A 16397-nucleotide genomic window follows, 5' to 3' on the forward strand; every position below is an offset into this window, starting at 1 on the left:
CAGACCCCTGTATATTGGGCAAATGATTTGTTTTTGCGCCGAGCGCTTTCCCTGGCGGCGGTTATGGCAGAATCCGGGCGACCTCTTGCTCCCCGGACTGACAGACATGGCCACTCGCGCGCTCCTCTACCGTCGGCCCCATGAACCAAAGACCCTTTTGATCGCCCATGGGTCGCAATTCTTCGCGATTCGGCTGCGAAGACACCGCCGAGCGCGCCGTTACACGCTCAGAATTCATCCGAGTGATCGCGAAGCCATCCTCACCATGCCGCCGCGCGGCACGCTCGCCGAAGCAAAAGACTTCGCGCAGCGTCACGGTGCGTGGATCGCCGCACGTCTCGGCCGTTTGCCGAAGGCCGCACCGTTCCAACCTGGCACAGTGATACCGCTTCGCGGCACGCCCCATCGCATCGTTCACCGCGCAGGCACGCGCGGCACGGTGTGGACCGAGACACGTGACAGCGGTGAACGCATTCTTTGCGTCGCCGGCGGCGCCGAGCATGCTGATCGTCGCGTCCACGACTTCCTCAAGCGCGAGGCGCGCAAGGATCTGCAGCGTTCGGCGGAAGCCTATGCCGACGAACTCGGCGTCAAGGTGAAGCGGCTCTCGATCCGCGATCAATCCAGCCGCTGGGGCTCCTGCACCTCGGCCGGCTCGCTGTCGTTCTCCTGGCGCCTGATCCTGGCGCCACCCTTCGTGCTCGACTACCTCGCCGCCCACGAGGTCGCCCATCTCGTCGAGATGAACCACTCCGCCCGCTTCTGGCGCGTCTGCGGAAAAGTCTGCCCGTCGATGGAGCGCGCCAAGAAGTGGCTCGATACGTACGGGAATGATCTGCACCGGTATGGGGTCGAGGAGTAGGCTTGCAGTGATTGCGAGCGCGGCTCCATTCTCCCTGTCGTTCCGGACAAGCGCGCTTTAAGCGCGCGCCGATCCGGGACCCATAACCACAGGGAGAGATTTGGCGAAGATTGGCCGTTCGGTACGTCTACCATTTGCCATCGATAGATCGCGCGGTATGGGTCCCGGCGTTCGCCGGGACGACACCGGGAGTGAGGCGGCTCCAGCGCACTCGCGCCCGCTCGACGCCCTGAAGCGCCAACGACCGGCCCATCGGGGTGATCGGCCGGTCGCCGGCATTCCGCAACTCGTAGTTTCGGGGCTAGACCAGAAGATCGTGATGGAGCGGGAGCGCGTGCACCTGCTGGAGTCATGACCGTCGAGCGAGACAGGGGCGTGGTCTGCCGAGGCCTGCGGCCCTGCCGCCTTTGCCAAAGGTGACGGCGAAAGCAGCGTCGTCAAATTATAGCCGTTCCCATCGCTGCCGATGGCGTATTCGATCACGTTATTGCCGCCCAGGAAGAAATTGTAGATCGACACGCCGCTGTTGATGACCCCATCCGCGGCGTCGGCCGCGTTGGTGACCAGCAGGTCGTTGCCGTTCTGGTACAGCATCAAGGTCGATCCGGCACTGTCCAGCACGTGGATATAGTCCGACGTTCCTCCGCCAAAGCCGGTGCCGTTGGCGGCGCTGAGATCATCGGCGGCAGTGTCGATACCGGCATCGCTGATCCTAACTTGGTATTCGTCGTCGCCCTGATTGCCGCGCACGACATCGGCGCCGGCGCCGCCATAAAGGACGTCGTTGCCTATCCCGCCGGTCAGATTGTCGTTGCCGCCGTTACCGATCAGCGTGTCATTGCCGTCGCCGCCAAGCAGAACATCGGAAGCGTTGCCGCCGGTGACCCGATCGTTTCCGGCCCCGCCGTCGATGATATTCGAAAGCGTATTGCTTCCCTTGATCTGATCATCGCCGCCAAAACCGTTCATCGAGTGCCCGGTATCGCCGGTTCCGTCGAGCGGGTGCGTGCTCCAGTCAATGAGATCGTTACCACTAGTTCCATTCCAGACTGCCATGTGACCCTCATTTGCGAGTGACCGTGCAATGGCTGGCACTAGCAAGCGCCCGATCCGAGGTGAAGTTCGTGCTGAGCCACCACGGCGCGCATCGTGAGTACACGTAAGCGACGAGTCAACTAGAAGTAGTTTAGTAAATTGATTGCACCTCTGTTGCTGGAAGCGCCGCCGCGGTGTTTTGTTTTCAGCGACAATTCGAGTCTTGAGGGAATATCGATGCGAGCAGCAATCATCGCGCGATAATTTGGTCGCGTTGAAGACCGACGATGACTGCTCGCTGTCCAGCTCCAGCCGGGATTATTTTGCTTGACGTGCTTTGACAAAATTCGTTGCGAGATGCGGCGCGTGTTCAATCCGTCTTTCGGTCAGGCGTTGAAATCCGCGCTTGTCCCCGGCTGCGCGCGCGACGCGAGATAGGACGATTGCAATTGCGCACTGGCCTTTTGGCCCTCGGCCAGCATCGCCTGAAAGGCTGCGTCGAGCTGATCGCGGCTATAGGTCGCAGAGCTGCTCTCACGCGGTGTCCATTCGGATTGCGTGATCGCAGTGGAAGCCTTTTCGATGGTGCCGCCAAGCAGCTTGGCGTAGCTGTCGGCCCGCCACTGCGCCAGATCCGGTCCGCTCAGACCGGGAGGATCCTCCAGCTTGCCGATCTTTGCGGCCGCCGCGTTGGTCATCGTCGAGGACCCGCCATTGTACAGAGTGGCGACCACCTTGCCGTCGACCTTCACCTGAGCATAGGTGTTCTCAGGCGCATCGTCCGAGACGGCCGATTGGGTTGCGCTCGTATCATGGGTCATCAGCCAGTTCGTTGCCATGAGGTCGCGCAGGTGAGGATTGTCCGCCGCCGATATCGGCTTGGCACCTTGCACCGGCTTGAGTTGCGAGACGCTAATGCCGGGGCTGCTGGTCGCAGCGTCAGTTGCGGTCGACGCCTCCGGCTGGAGATCCGACGTCGATGTCTCATTGGAACCGGACGTGGATGCCGGACGCAGATAGGGCAACGCCGCGCTGGATAGACCTGTAATCATGGAACGCTCCTTCCCACTAAACCCGAATCTTCGGGGCGCAACCTAGGAGAGCAAATCCCGGGCCGATTGCTCGGGCTTGAAGAGACTGATGTTTTGGCGTTCGGCGGCTCCGTGGTTTCGGTAAATCTTGCCGCCATAGGCAGGACTTGCCTTGGGAACCGTGGATCGGTCGTATCGAGCGGCCTGTTCCGAGCAGCTGCAGTGCAGCGGCATCCGCTGCACTGAATCGTCAAATGCGGCGCAGCCGGGGCGCGTTGCGCGACGGCGACCGAATGACCCGAGGCGTCAATGAGTTCGCAGCATCCACCGCGCACGGTGCCTGATATCACCGGCTACTGTGCATGGGGTTGTTTTCGCGATTTTTGTTTTGAAGCCCGATGACCTCAGGCCGGAGCTACCTGTTCCCGCCAAACAGCCGGTCCATCAGCCAGCCATCCAGCCCCGCCGCTGCCTCCGGCCGCGCATTGGCGCGCGTCGGGGGCGGGCGATAGCCGCTGTTGTTGGCCGGTGCCGGAGCGGGCGCTGCCGCCGTCGGCGGCGACACCTGCGAGGCCGCCTGCGCGAGGTTCGACAGGCCCCATGTGCCTGGTGAGTTCGGCAAGTTCGCCACCGGCACGCCCTCGTGCGCCGTCTTCATGAAGCGCGACCAGACCTCCACCGGCAGGCCGCCGCCGGTCGCCTTCTTGGTCGGCGAATTGTCGTCATTGCCGAGCCAGACACCAGTGACGAGGTTGGCGGTGTAGCCGATGAACCAGGCGTCGCGATAATCCTGGCTGGTGCCGGTCTTGCCGGCGGCAGGCCAGCCGGGGATCTCCGCCTTCTTGGCGGTGCCTGATATCAGCGTCTCCCGCATCATCGTGTTCATCATGCCGACATAGCGGGGGTCGATGACTTGGTTGTGTTCGTCGGCTTGCCGCATGTAGAGCAGCTTGCCACCGAGCGTCCTGATCCGCGTCACGACATGCGGCGTCACCGCAAAACCGCCATTGGCGAATGGCGCATAGGCGCCGACCAGCTCGACCACGGAGACTTCGGAGGTGCCAAGCGCGATCGAGGCGTTGGGTTCGAGTTTCGAGGAGATGCCGAGCCGGTGCGCGGTGCGGACCACGTTCTTCGGGCCGACCTCGAGGCCGAGGCGGATCGCGACGGTGTTGAGCGACATCGCCAGCGCCTGCGTCAGCGTCACCGCGCCGAAATATTCATGGGTGTAGTTCTCAGGCTTCCAGCCCTTGACCTCGATCGGCGCGTCCTGGCGCATGGTATCGGGCGTCAGCCCCTGTTCGAGCGCGGTCAGGTACACGAACGGCTTGAACGAGGAGCCCGGCTGGCGTTTTGCGGTGACCGCACGGTTGTACTGGCTGTCGGAATAGTTCCGCCCGCCGACCACGGCGCGCACCGCGCCGTCGGGCGTCATCGCCACCAGCGCGCCCTGGCTGACATTGAACTTCACGCTCTTGGCCGCGAGCTCGTCGATGATGGCCGCTTCCGCCACGCTCTGCAGTTTTGGATCGATCGTGGTCTCGACCTTGATGCTCTCGTCGATCTGGCCGACCAGATCGTCCAGCACCTCGCCGATCCAGTCGGCGACATAGTTGACCGTGCCGGCGCCGGCCGGCTTCACGTTATAGGAGGGATGGCCGATCGAGGCTTGCGCCTGCGCATCGGTGATGAATTGTCCATCCGCCATCGCCGCGAGCACGATTTTCGCGCGCGCTTCCGCGCCTTCAGGGTTGCGGTTCGGCGCAAGGCGCGACGGCGATTTGACGAGGCCGGCCAGCATCGCGGCTTCGGCGATCGTGACGTTCTTCGCCGGCTTGCCGAAATATTTTTGCGCGGCGGCTTCGACGCCATAGGCGCCCGAGCCGAAATAGACGCGGTTGAGATAGAGTTCCAGAATCTCGCTCTTGGAGTGCTTGCGCTCCAGCCAGATGGCGAGCTCCGCCTCCTGCAGCTTGCGTGCCATGGTGCGCTCCTGGGTCAGGAACAGGTTTTTGGCGAGCTGCTGCGTCAGCGTCGAGCCGCCCTGCGACACGCCGCGATGCATGACGTTGGTGACGAGGGCGCGCAGGATGCCAATGGGGTCGATGCCGAAATGCGAATAGAAGCGGCGGTCCTCGATGGCGATGAACGCCTTCGGCAGATAGGGCGGCAGATCCTTCAGCGACACGTTGGCGCCGGCCATTTCGCCGCGCTGGGCCAGCATGCTGCCGTCGATGCCGACGATCTGGATCGTCGGCGGCCGTTTGGGAATCTCCAGCGACTGGATCGGTGGCAGATGGGCGCCGACATAGATCACGACACCGATCACGGCGATCACGCCCCACAGGCCGAGCACCGCGCCCCAATAGACCATGCGGCCGAGGCTGAACCCGCCGGACTTTGATCGTCGCCTGGCGCCGCTGCGGCTGGCTTGCGGCTTCCGCTCGCGCGGCGGCTCGTCGCCGGAATCTTCAGCTTTGCGTTTGGCGGATGATTTCGCTGGCTTCTTCGGCTTGTCCTCGGCATTGGGAATGCGGTCCGCCGCCGTCAGGCGCAGATCGGCGAGCGCCGCGGGCAAGCCGAACAACGGCTCCTTCCGCCCACCCTTTTTCTTTCCCAACCCCATACGCAAACGCCCGGTCAGCCCGCCCCGCCGCACGCTAGCGGTCGCTGTTTAAGGCCCGGTTACGCGGACGTTAACGCGCGATTAGGAGATGCGGCATTCGCCGGCCGCAGTTCCGCTTCCGAGGGGGCGGGGCTAGGATCGGGGCCATAAAGAAGAGGGAACACGCATGGGCCACATCGATCCGACCAAGGAGATTTTCGCGCAGTTCCGGGACAACGACCGCCCGGGCCCGATCCACATGCTGAACCTGGTGCGCCTGCGCAAGGACGCTGCCTATCCCGATGGCCGCAAGGCCAGCGGTGCGGAAGCCTATGCGGCCTATGGCCGCGACAGCGGCCCGGTGTTCGAACGCCTCGGCGGCCGCATCGTCTGGCAGGGCAGGTTCGAGCTGATGCTGATCGGCCCCGAGGCCGAGCGCTGGGACCATTGCTTCATCGCGGAGTATCCAAGTGTCGCAGCCTTCGTCGAGATGATCCGCGATCCCGTCTATCGCGAAGCGGTCAAGCATCGCCAGGCGGGGGTGGAGGATTCGCGATTGATCCGCCACGCCGTGCTGCCGGTGGGGAAGGGCTTTGGAGAGATACCGGAGTAATTCGTAGGGTGGGTTAGCCTCGCGGCTGCGCCGCTGGGCGTAACCCACCTCTTTGGCTTCCGCAGAGGCAGAAGTGGTGGGTTACGCTTCGCTAACCCACCCTGCGAAGTCGCATGCGAGTCCTAACCCGCCGGACCTGCATCCTCCAGGATCGGCCCGAACAGCTCCCAGCGCTCGCCGTTGAACTTCATCATCTGAAGCTGCTTGTTGACGCGGTAGTCGGTCGGCGAGGTATTGGCCTTGATGCCGGGCAGCGCGGTGTCGCTGACGACGTCCTTCAGCGAGGCCGCCTGCTTCATGACGTTCTCGCGCGTCAGGTCATCACCACACTGCTTCAGCACATGGACCAGCAGCTGCGCCGTGCTGTAGCCGTAGGTGTTGAAGTTCGAGTCCTTGTCGCCATCGGGATAGTACTTGGCCATGAAGTCGAAATACCTCTTCAGGCCGGCATCGTCCTTCCAGGTCGGGTCGAGCGGTTCCTTGCCGTAGTTGACACTGATCAGGCCCTTGGCGGCATCGAGGCCGGCCGGCTTCAGCACTGCACCGACCGAGGTGGCGTTGATGTCGACGATCTGCACCGGATGCCAGCCCATTTCGGCGATCTTCTTGATCGCCTGCGCGGCCTGCTTCGGCGTCGTTGCGCTGAAGAACAGATCGGCGCCGGCATCCTTGATCTTGAGGACCTGCGAGTCGACCGTGGGATCGGACACCTCGTAGGACGCTTCGGTCACGATCATCTTGGCAGCCTTGTCGCCGAGGCCGGCCTTGATGCCGTTCAGATAGTCCTTGCCGAGGTCGTCGTTCTGATAGAGCACGCCAATCTTGGCGTTCGGATACTCTTTGGTGATGTACTGGCCGTAGATGCGTCCTTCGACGAAGTAGTTCGGGTTAAAGCCCATCGTCCACGGAAAGTTCTTCGGATCGGTGAACCGCGAGGCACCGGTCGCCGCGAACAGCTGCGGCACCTTCTTGGAATTGAGATATTTCTGCACGGCGGCGTTCACGGGCGTGCCGATGATCTGGAAGGTGAGGAGCACCTCGTCGCTCTCGACCAGCTTGCGAATCTGCTCCACGGCTTTCGGTGGCGAATAGGCGTCGTCATACTGGATCAGATTGATCTTGCGGCCGTTGATGCCGCCCTGGTCGTTGATCATCTTGAAATAGGCGGCTTGGGTCTTGCCGATCGACGAATAAGCCGACGCCGGACCCGAAAACGGCATGGTCTGTCCGACCTTGATCTCGGTGTCACTGGCGCCCGGATCATATTTCTTTTGGGCATTGGCCGCCGAGACCGACAGCGCCAGGGTCAGCGCCGTTGCCGTGGCCAGATGCAGAATTCCATTCCTCATTCGCGATTTCCTCAGTTTGTTATTGCAGGTGATCGATCCGGCTGGATGCCACCGCTGAGGGCGAGTGTGGAGGAGGCGTTGCTGCAACGCAAGGTGGGCGTTCGTAGGGTGGGTTACGTCCCGCGGACAGCGCGTCGCGCAATCCGCGGTGCTAACCCACCCTACAAAGCAATTAACCCGCCGGGCCGTTGTCCTCGATGATCGGTCCGAACAGCTCCCAGCGTTCGCCGTTGAACTTCATCATCTGCATCTGCTTGTTGACACGGTAGTCGTTCGGCCCGGTGTTGATCTTGATGCCGGGCAGCGCGAAGCTCGGGGTGAAGTCCCTGATGTTGGCGACCTGCTTCATCACGTTCTCACGCGACAGGTCGTCGCCGCATTGCTTCAGCACCTGCGTCAGCAATTCGGCCACCGAATAGGCGTAGGTATTGACCGTGTTGAGCTTGTCGCCTTCGGGAAAATACTTGTCCATGAAGGCGAAGAACGCTTTTACGCCTGGATCGTCCTTCCACTGCGGATCGCTCGGCTCCTTGCCGTATTGAGTCGAGATGATGCCCTTGGAGATGTCGAGGCCGGCCGGCTTCAGCGTCGCCGAGATCGGGCTCGCGTTAATGTCGAGGATGTGCACCGGATTCCAGCCGAGCTCGGCCACTTTCTTGATGGCCTGCGCCGCGAATTTCGGCGTCGAAGCATCGTAGAAAAGATCGGCGCCCAGCGACTTCAGTTTGACCACTTGCGAATCCACCGTCGGGTCGGTGACCTCGTAGGAGACTTCGCCGACGATCATGCCGGCGGCCTTGTCGCCGAGCCCGCTCTTGAGGCCCGCGAGATAGTCGCGGCCCATGTCGTCGTTCTGGTAGAGCACGCCGATCTTGGCGTTCGGGTGCTCCTTGAGAATGTACTTTGCGTAGATCCGTCCCTCGGACACGTAGTTGGGATTGTAGGCGATGGTCCAGGGATAGTTTTGCGGGTCGTTGAAGCGCGCCGCGCCGGTCGAAGCCAGCAGCTGCGGGATCTTCTTGCCGTTGAGATATTTCTGCACGGCGGCGTTGGCCGCGGTGCCGATGATCTGGAAGGTGAAGAGCACCTCGTCGCCTTCGACGAGCTTGCGCACCTGCTCGACCGTCTTCGGCGGCGAATAGGCATCGTCATACTGGATCAGGTTGATCTTGCGGCCGTTGATGCCGCCCTGATCGTTGATCATCTTGAAGTAGGCCGCCTGCGTCTTGCCGATATTGGCGTAGACGGAGTAGGCGCCGGAGAACGGCACAGTCTGGCCGATCTTGATCTCGGTGTCGCTCGCACCGGTGTCGTATTTCTTTTGTGCGAGGGCTGGACTTACAAAGGCTTCGGTGGCGGAGAACGCGAAGGCGAGCGCCGCCGTGGCAGCTAAAAAGGCTCTGCGATTGGTCATGGTGGATTGTTCCTCCTGACGGAATTTATCCGGTCGACGGTCTTGTCCCGCTGATTGCAACGGTCGCCATCGCTGCCGAAGATTGTGGAGGAACGTCAGCCGCCGCGCAAGGATCGCGGCGCTGCGCCGAAGCGTCTCAGGCAAGAACCTTAAGCCAGGAACAACACAACCAGCGCGATCGCCGCCGGCAGCGCCTGCACGATCAGGATGCGCGTGCTGACGGTCATAGCGCCATAGGCGCCGGCCACGATCATGCAGAGCAGGAAGAACACCTTGATCTGGAACGCGAAGACCGGGTTGCCGTGAACCAGACCCCAGATCAGGCCGGCGGCGAGGAAGCCGTTATAGAGGCCCTGATTGGCGGCCAGCACTTTCGTGATCCCGGCCTTCTCGGGCGTATTGCGGAATGTCTTCAGGCCAAGCGGCTTGTCCCAGAGGAACATCTCCAGGATCAGGAAATAGGCGTGCAGTGCGGCGACCACCGCCACCAGGATATTGGCGATCCAGATCAAGTTGAGCTCCCCCCAAAAGCGTCAGCTTTCGGGTGGACGTTAGCACGGCCGGCGTGGCAAGTGCGATGGGTGTGTTTCGATCAATGGTGCCGCAATGCCCGCGCGATCAACCAAACCGTCTGTAAGCTTTGCCCTCGACCGGCTGACCACGCCGATCGGGATCGCGCTGCTCGTCACGGATGCTGACGGTGCGCTGCGCGCGCTCGACTGGGAAGATTACGAGCACCGCATGCGCGAGCTTTTGCGCCTGCACTATGGCGCGGTGGACCTGAGCAATCAGACTGCACCGACGGAGATGCGGACGGCGTTGTCGCGTTACTTCGAAGGCGATCTCGGCCAGCTCGCAAGCGTCGCCTGGCGCATCGCCGGCACACCGTTCCAGCAGAAGGTCTGGACCGCGCTGGCGAAAATCCCCGCCGGCACCACGATGAGCTACGGCGCGATGGCCGCTGGGATCGACATGCCGAAAGCCATTCGCGCTGTCGGCCATGCCAACGGCTCCAACCCGATCAGCGTGGTGCTGCCGTGCCACCGCCTGATCGGCGCGGACGGCTCGCTGGTGAAGTACGGCGGTGGTCTCGAGCGCAAACGCTGGCTGCTGCGGCATGAGGGCGTGGAGGTTTAAGCCTCTTCCTCACGCTGCCGGCTGAACCGCCTTGTCGCCGGCCATCACATGGGTCAGCGCGCTCTTGATCGCGGACTGGCGGGTCGGGGCGTTGATCTGTGCGCCCAGGAGATCGGTGACATAGAACACGTCGCGGGCGCGTTCGCCGAAGGTCGCGACATGGGCGGACGCAATGTTGAGGTTGAGCTTCGAGATCGCGGTGGTCAGCTCGTAGAGCAGGCCGGGGCGGTCGAGGCCGGACATCTCGATCACGGTATAGCGGTCGGACCATTGATTGTTGATGGTCACCTCGGGCTCGATCGTGAAGGGCCGCGCCTTGCTGCGCACGGTGCGCCGCGCCACCACTTCCGGCAGGCGCAGCTTGCCTTCCAGCACGTCCTCGATCATCTCGCCGATGCGCGTGGCGCGCCTTCCCTCGTCCTCGTCGCGGTCGTATTCCCGCGAGATCGAGATGGTGTCGAGCGCGCGGCCGTCGGTCGTGGTGTAGATTTGGGCGTCGACGATGTTGGCGCCGGCCGAGGCGCAGGCGCCGGCGATGATCGACAGCAGCCAGGGATGGTCGGCGGCGAAGATCGTGAGCTCGGTGACGCCACGCACCTCGTCGAAGCCGACATTGATCGCGAGCTTGTGGCCGGCCTGCTCGCTGGAGCGGACGAAGCGGGCGTGGCGGATTTTTCGCGGCAGCTCGACCTTGAGCCAGTAGGCCGGATAATGCCGGCCGATATAGGCATCGAGTTCGTCCTTCGGCCATTCGGCGAAGGCGTTGCGGAATTCGGCATGGGCGGCCGTCAGCCGCTTTCCGCGATCGACTTCCGAGAAGCCGCCGGTCAGCACCGGCTCGGTCTCGTAGTAGAGCGAGCGCAGCAGCTGCGCCTTCCAGCCGTTCCACACGCCGGGACCGACCCCGCGGATATCGGCGGTGGTGAGGATCGTCAGCAGCTTCATCTGCTCGGTCGACTGCACCACGGCGGCGAAATTCTCGATGGTCTTGCGGTCGGACAGGTCGCGCGACTGCGCGACCGTGGACATCGTCAGATGCTCCTCGATCAGCCAAGCCACGAGCTCGGTGTCGGCAGGGCTGAAGCCGAGCCGCGGGCAGAGCCGCCGCGCCACCTTGGCCCCGGCGATCGAGTGGTCTTCCGGCCGGCCCTTGGCGACGTCGTGCAGGAGCGTGGCGATGTAGATCACGGAGCGATGCTCGGGCCGGATCTTGCGCATGAGATCGCTGGCGACCGTGAATTCCTCAATGCCGCCGCGCTCGATGTCCTGGAGGAAGCCGACGCAGCGGATCAGATGCTCGTCGACGGTGTAGTGATGATACATGTTGAACTGCATCATCGAGACGATCTTGCCGAAGGCGCGGATGAAATGGCCGAGCACGCCGGTCTCGTTCATCCGCCGCAGCACGATCTCGGCGTTGTCGGAGGTCAGGATCTCCATGAACAGACGGTTGGCTTCCGGATTCTCGCGCATCTGCGCGTTGATCAGGCCGAGCGAGCGCGTCACGTCGCGCATCGCGTCGGGATGGAAGGCGAGGTTGTTCTTCTGCGCCAGGCGGAAGATGCGGATCAGATTGACCGGATCGTGCTTGAACACGTCGGGCGCGGCGACGTTGATGCGGTTGTTGTCGACGATGAAGTCGTCGCTGTCAGGCACGCGCCGCTTCACGGCGGTGGGGCGCAGCCGCGCCATCATCCGGCTCAGCACCGGCGCGGGCTTGGCCTGCTGGTCCTCGAGCTTGGCGCAGAGGATGGCGGTGAGGTTGCCGACTTCCTTGGCGACCAGGAAGTAGTGCTTCATGAAGCGCTCGACGTCCTGCATGCCGGGATGCGAGGTGTAGCCGAGCCGGACCGCGATCTCGCGCTGCAGGTCGAACGACAGCCGCTCCTCCGGCCGTCCGGAATAGAAATGCAGATTGCAGCGCACCGACCAGAGGAAATCGGCGCAACGGCGGAAGGTGCGGTATTCCTGCGCATCGAACACGCCGCGCTCGACCAGCTCGTCGGTGTCGCGGACGCGATAGACGTACTTCGCGATCCAGAACAGCGTGTGCAGGTCGCGTAGCGCGCCCTTGCCGTCCTTGACGTTGGGTTCGACCAGATAGCGCGACTGGCCGCCGCGGCGGTGGCGCTCCTCGCGCTCGGCGAGCTTTGCGGTGACGAATTCGGACGCGGTGCCCTGCACCACTTCCTTGTCGAAGCGCGCGACCAGCTCGTCATAGAGCGGCTGGTCGCCGGTGAGGAAGCGCGTCTCCAGGATCGCGGTGCGGATGGTCATGTCGCCGCGCGCCTGACGAATTGATTCATCGACCGAGCGCGTGGCGTGGCCGACCTTCAGCCCCATGTCCCAGAGGCAATAGAGGATGGCTTCGGCCACCTGCTCACCCCAGGCGGTCTGCTTGTAGGGCAGGATGAACAGCAGATCGATATCGGATTCGGGGGCCATCAGGCCGCGGCCATAGCCGCCGGTCGCAACCACCGCCATCCGCTCCGCGCCGCTTGGGATATGCGAGCGATAGAGATGGCGCGTCGCCGCCGAATAGAGAATGCGGATGATCTCGTCCTGGACATGGCAGAGACGCTCGGCGCAGTGCCGTCCGTGACGGTCCTTCAGCAGAATCGCCTGTGCTGCGGCGCGCGACGCGATCAGCTCGGCCTTGAGCAATTGCGCCATGGCGGTGCGGAACGCGTCCTCGCGGCCCTCATGCTTTTCGGCAAGCGCATCGACCGCGGCGGTGATCCGCGCGGTGTCGAAGCGATCGTCCACCTCTGGCTTGTGCTCAGTCGCGACGCTGTCCATGCTTCATCGGATATAAGAGGTGACAGGCGCTGTCACCCGCCATTCGCTGGCAATAGTCGTTCCATGCTGGAAAAGGCCGGCATGGGGCAAATCTGTTCTCGGACGGCGGGCTTTCAAGGGGTGGATTTTCTCGTTGACCTCTAGCTATAACTCATTGAAAAACAATGAAGTTTTGGAGGAGGCTGGGCATGACCAAGATAACACGACGCATTCTGCTGGCGGGAGCGGTGGCGCTCGCCATGACCCCCGCGGCGAGGGCAGCGGATCCGCTCAAGGAAATCCGCATCGACTGGGCGACCTACAATCCGGTGTCGATGGTCCTGAAGCAGAAGGGGCTGCTTGAGAAGGAGTTCGCCAAGGACGGCATCACGGTCACCTGGGTGCAGTCGGCGGGCTCCAACAAGGCGCTCGAATTCCTCAACGCCGGCTCGATCGATTTCGGCTCGACCGCGGGCTCGGCCGCGCTGGTCGCGCGTATCAACGGCAACCCGATCAAGTCGATCTACGTCTATTCGCGTCCCGAATGGACCGCGCTGGTGACGGCTAAGGATTCCAAGATCGCAAGCGTTGCTGACCTCAAGGGCAAGCGCGTCGCGGTGACGCGGGGTACCGATCCGCACATCTTCCTGGTGCGCGCGCTGCTTGGCGCGGGCCTCACCGAAAAGGACATCACGCCGGTGCTGCTCCAGCACGCCGACGGCAAAACGGCGCTGATCCGCGGCGACGTCGATGCCTGGGCCGGCCTCGATCCGATGATGGCGCAGGCCGAGGTCGAGGAAGGCGCGAAACTGTTCTATCGCAAGGCGGACGCCAACACCTGGGGCATCCTCAATGTGCGCGAGCAGTTCTTGAAGGATTATCCGGACGCCGCCCGCCGCGTGCTCGCGGTGTACGAGGACGCGCGAAAGTATTCGCTGGCGAACTACGATGATCTCAAGAAGACCTTCATCGCGGTGACCAAGCTCCCCGAGGCCGTGGTCGACAAGCAGCTCAAGGAGCGCACCGAGCTCACCCATAGCCGCATCGGCGCGCCCCAGCGCGAATCGATCCTCGCCGCCGGGCTCGCGCTCCAGCAGGCCGGCGTCGTCGATGCCAAGGTCGACGTGAAGGCGACGCTGGACGCCCTGATCGACGACCAGGTCCCGCTGCCGACGAATTGAGGTTGGTCTCGTAGCCCGGATGCAGCGCAGCGAAATCCAGGATTCTTTTCACGCGGCACGGCCCCGGATTGCGCTGCGCTCCGTCCGGGCTACGCAGGTGGAAGGCGGCGCACCCTTGCATTCCCTCACAAGACGCGCTTCCTACCGGCCATGATCTCCGACGCGCCAGTCCTGCAACAGACCTCGGAACCGGGCGACAGCACGATCGCGCCGTCGCGGCTGTCGCGCTATGCGCGGCCTCTGCTGGGCGTGCTGTTGCCGTTGATCCTCGCGCTCGGCTGGGAGCTCGTGGTCTGGTCCGGCTGGTCCAATGGCCGGCTGGTGCCGCCACCCTTGCGCGTGTTTGCCACCATCGCCGAGCTCGCCCGCTCCGGCGAACTGATCCGCCACATCGCCGCGACACTGTGGCGCGTCGGCCTTGGCTTCGCCTTCGGCGTCGTCGCGGGCACGCTGTTAGGGGCCATCTCCGGCTATTGGTCGTTGGCGCGGCGGTTGCTCGATCCGACCGTGCAGGCGCTGCGCGCGATCCCGTCGCTCGCCTGGGTGCCGCTGTTCATCCTCTGGCTCGGCATCTTCGAGACATCGAAGATCGCGCTGATCGCGGTCGGTGTGTTCTTCCCGGTCTATCTCGGTGTGATGGGCGCGATCCTGATTGTCGATCGCAAGATCGTCGAGGTCGGTCGCACCTTTCGTCTCTCCGGCCCCGCCATGATCCGCCGTATCCTGCTGCCCGCGGTACTGCCGGCCTATGTCGTGTCCCTGCGCGTCGGTCTTGGTCTCGGCTGGATGTTCGTGGTCGCAGCCGAATTGATCGGCGCCTCCGAAGGCCTCGGCTATCTCCTGCTCGACGGCCAGCAGCTCGGCAAGCCCGCGCAGATCCTCGCCGCCATCGTGATCTTCGCCATCCTCGGCAAGCTCACCGACTGGCTGATCGAGGTCGCGGCCGCGCCGTTCCTGCGCTGGCAGGACGCCTTCGGGCGGGCCAAAGAAATTTGACAAGGGAGCATAACGCGATGCTGGCGCTCGATCGGGTCAGCAAGACCTATCCCAACGGCGTGCAGGCGCTGGCGCGCTTCTCCGCCGAGATCAGGCAAGGCGAGATCCTCGCCATCATCGGCGGCTCCGGCTGCGGCAAATCAACATTGCTGCGCGCCATCGCCGGCCTCGATCGCGCCAGTTCCGGCACGGTAACGCTCGACCGCGAGGCGATCGCCTCACCACACGCCAAGATCGGCATCATCTTCCAGGAGCCGCGCCTGCTGCCCTGGCTCAGCGTCGCCGACAATATCGGTTTTGGGCTCGCTGATCTGCCCGCGACCGAGCGGCGCGAGAAGGTGGCGCGTGCGCTCGAGCGCGTCGGCCTCGCCGACAAGGCGCAGGCCTGGCCGCGCGAGCTCTCGGGCGGGCAGGCGCAGCGCGTCGCGATCGCGCGGGCGCTGGTGCCGCAGCCTGAGGTGCTGCTGCTCGACGAACCGTTCTCCGCGCTCGACGCCTTCACCCGCCGCGACCTTCAGGATCATCTGCTCGACCTCTGGGCCGATACGCGCCCGACCTTGATCCTCGTCACACATGACGTCGACGAGGCCGTGGTGCTGGCCGATCGCGTGCTGGTGATGCGGCCGTGGCCGGGCCGGCTGTTCGACCAGATCGAGATCAATCTGGGCCGGCCGCGCGATCGCAATTCGCCGCTGTTCGAGAATTTCAAGCGAAGTGTGCTGACGTCACTCGACCGTTCGCTCGACCGCAATGTGCCCGACCGTGACGCAACCCAGGGTCCCGGTCAGGCCATGTGGTGGTGACATTCTCTCTCTGAGCCGGTACATCGAGGAGCGATTTTTCCGGGAGAGAACAAGATGGACGCCGCAGAACTGCGCCAGATGCAGGCCCCGATCAAGGAACGCTACAAGACCGATCCCAAGACCGCGATGATCACGCTGAAGGCCAAGGGCTCGACCGATGGCGAAGGCATCGCCTGCAAGGTCGAAACCGGCCGTGCCATCGCGATGGCTGGCCTGCATCCGGCCACCGGCGGCTCCGGCCTGGAGCTCTGCTCCGGCGACATGCTGCTGGAAGCGCTGGTTGCCTGCGCTGGCGTCACGCTGAAATCGGTTGCAACCGCGGTCGAGATTCCGCTGAAGACCGGCAACGTCTACGCCGAGGGCGATCTCGATTTTCGCGGCACGCTCGGCGTCGACAAGGAAACCCCGGTCGGCTTCGCCGAAATTCGTCTCCGCTTCGAGGTCGACACCGATGCGCCTCAGGACAAGCTCGATCTCCTGCTGAAGCTCACCGAGCGCTACTGCGTGGTCTATCAGACCATCAAGAACGGCCCGAAGGTTTCGGTGTCGATGCAGCGGATGTAGCGCGCTTACCCTCCCCTGGTGGGGGAGGG

General features: G+C 63.6%; 14 protein-coding genes. 7 read left to right on the forward strand and 7 right to left on the reverse strand.

Annotated features, from left to right (window positions below):
- The first annotated feature begins 22 nt into the window (after positions 1-22).
- The gene (locus IVB29_RS21475; RefSeq protein WP_247505381.1) at positions 23-862 is read left to right on the forward strand and encodes a SprT family zinc-dependent metalloprotease; all 840 of its coding nucleotides are present in this window, start codon (positions 23-25) and stop codon (positions 860-862) included.
- Positions 863-919: 57 nt separating this feature from the next.
- On the opposite strand, the gene IVB29_RS21480 is transcribed toward IVB29_RS21475, so the two are convergent.
- The 3 genes from IVB29_RS21480 to IVB29_RS21490 form a co-directional block, all read right to left on the reverse strand.
- Positions 920-1918, reverse strand: a complete 999-nt coding sequence (locus tag IVB29_RS21480) for a calcium-binding protein (protein ID WP_247505382.1) — start codon at positions 1916-1918, stop codon at positions 920-922.
- Between the two features lie 365 nt (positions 1919-2283).
- On the reverse strand, positions 2284-2949 hold the full coding sequence (locus IVB29_RS21485) for a hypothetical protein (protein WP_247505383.1): 666 nt from the start codon (positions 2947-2949) through the stop codon (positions 2284-2286).
- Between the two features lie 394 nt (positions 2950-3343).
- The gene (locus IVB29_RS21490) at positions 3344-5554 is read right to left on the reverse strand and encodes a penicillin-binding protein 1A (RefSeq protein WP_247505384.1); all 2211 of its coding nucleotides are present in this window, start codon (positions 5552-5554) and stop codon (positions 3344-3346) included.
- 166 nt (positions 5555-5720) lie between these two features.
- Between IVB29_RS21490 and IVB29_RS21495 the strand changes: the two genes are divergently transcribed.
- Positions 5721-6146, forward strand: coding sequence for a DUF1330 domain-containing protein (locus tag IVB29_RS21495; RefSeq protein ID WP_247505385.1), 426 nt, complete (start codon positions 5721-5723; stop codon positions 6144-6146).
- Between the two features lie 122 nt (positions 6147-6268).
- Here the strand turns inward: IVB29_RS21495 and IVB29_RS21500 are convergent, their stop codons facing one another.
- The 3 genes from IVB29_RS21500 to IVB29_RS21510 form a co-directional block, all read right to left on the reverse strand.
- A complete protein-coding gene (locus tag IVB29_RS21500; RefSeq protein ID WP_247505386.1) occupies positions 6269-7495 on the reverse strand; it encodes an ABC transporter substrate-binding protein in 1227 nt (408 codons plus the stop codon).
- A 172-nt stretch (positions 7496-7667) separates the two neighbouring features.
- Entirely contained in the window at positions 7668-8909 is a 1242-nt protein-coding gene (locus tag IVB29_RS21505; RefSeq protein ID WP_247505387.1) for an ABC transporter substrate-binding protein, read from the reverse strand.
- A gap of 149 nt (positions 8910-9058) precedes the next feature.
- Positions 9059-9421, reverse strand: coding sequence for a DUF1304 domain-containing protein (locus IVB29_RS21510; RefSeq protein WP_247505388.1), 363 nt, complete (start codon positions 9419-9421; stop codon positions 9059-9061).
- Positions 9422-9515: 94 nt separating this feature from the next.
- Between IVB29_RS21510 and IVB29_RS21515 the strand changes: the two genes are divergently transcribed.
- The gene (locus IVB29_RS21515) at positions 9516-10046 is read left to right on the forward strand and encodes a methylated-DNA--[protein]-cysteine S-methyltransferase (protein WP_247505389.1); all 531 of its coding nucleotides are present in this window, start codon (positions 9516-9518) and stop codon (positions 10044-10046) included.
- A gap of 9 nt (positions 10047-10055) precedes the next feature.
- Here the strand turns inward: IVB29_RS21515 and IVB29_RS21520 are convergent, their stop codons facing one another.
- Positions 10056-12845 carry a [protein-PII] uridylyltransferase gene (locus IVB29_RS21520; protein ID WP_247505390.1) on the reverse strand — a complete coding sequence of 930 codons (2790 nt, stop codon included), beginning with the start codon at positions 12843-12845 and terminating at the stop codon, positions 10056-10058.
- A gap of 188 nt (positions 12846-13033) precedes the next feature.
- Here IVB29_RS21520 and IVB29_RS21525 point away from each other — a divergent pair, with 188 nt between their 5' ends.
- The 4 genes from IVB29_RS21525 (at position 13034) to IVB29_RS21540 (ending at position 16368) form a co-directional block, all read left to right on the forward strand.
- Positions 13034-14005, forward strand: a complete 972-nt coding sequence (locus tag IVB29_RS21525; RefSeq protein WP_247505391.1) for an aliphatic sulfonate ABC transporter substrate-binding protein — start codon at positions 13034-13036, stop codon at positions 14003-14005.
- A gap of 150 nt (positions 14006-14155) precedes the next feature.
- Positions 14156-15001 (forward strand): ABC transporter permease, encoded by an 846-nt coding sequence (locus IVB29_RS21530; protein ID WP_247505392.1) that lies wholly within the window; start codon positions 14156-14158, stop codon positions 14999-15001.
- Positions 15002-15018: 17 nt separating this feature from the next.
- The gene (locus IVB29_RS21535) at positions 15019-15804 is read left to right on the forward strand and encodes an ABC transporter ATP-binding protein (protein WP_247505393.1); all 786 of its coding nucleotides are present in this window, start codon (positions 15019-15021) and stop codon (positions 15802-15804) included.
- A gap of 54 nt (positions 15805-15858) precedes the next feature.
- Positions 15859-16368 carry an OsmC family protein gene (locus tag IVB29_RS21540; RefSeq protein WP_247505394.1) on the forward strand — a complete coding sequence of 170 codons (510 nt, stop codon included), beginning with the start codon at positions 15859-15861 and terminating at the stop codon, positions 16366-16368.
- Positions 16369-16397 lie beyond the last annotated feature (29 nt).

This window comes from Bradyrhizobium sp. 1, assembly GCF_023073315.1.
Taxonomy (GTDB): Bacteria; Pseudomonadota; Alphaproteobacteria; order Rhizobiales; family Xanthobacteraceae; genus Bradyrhizobium.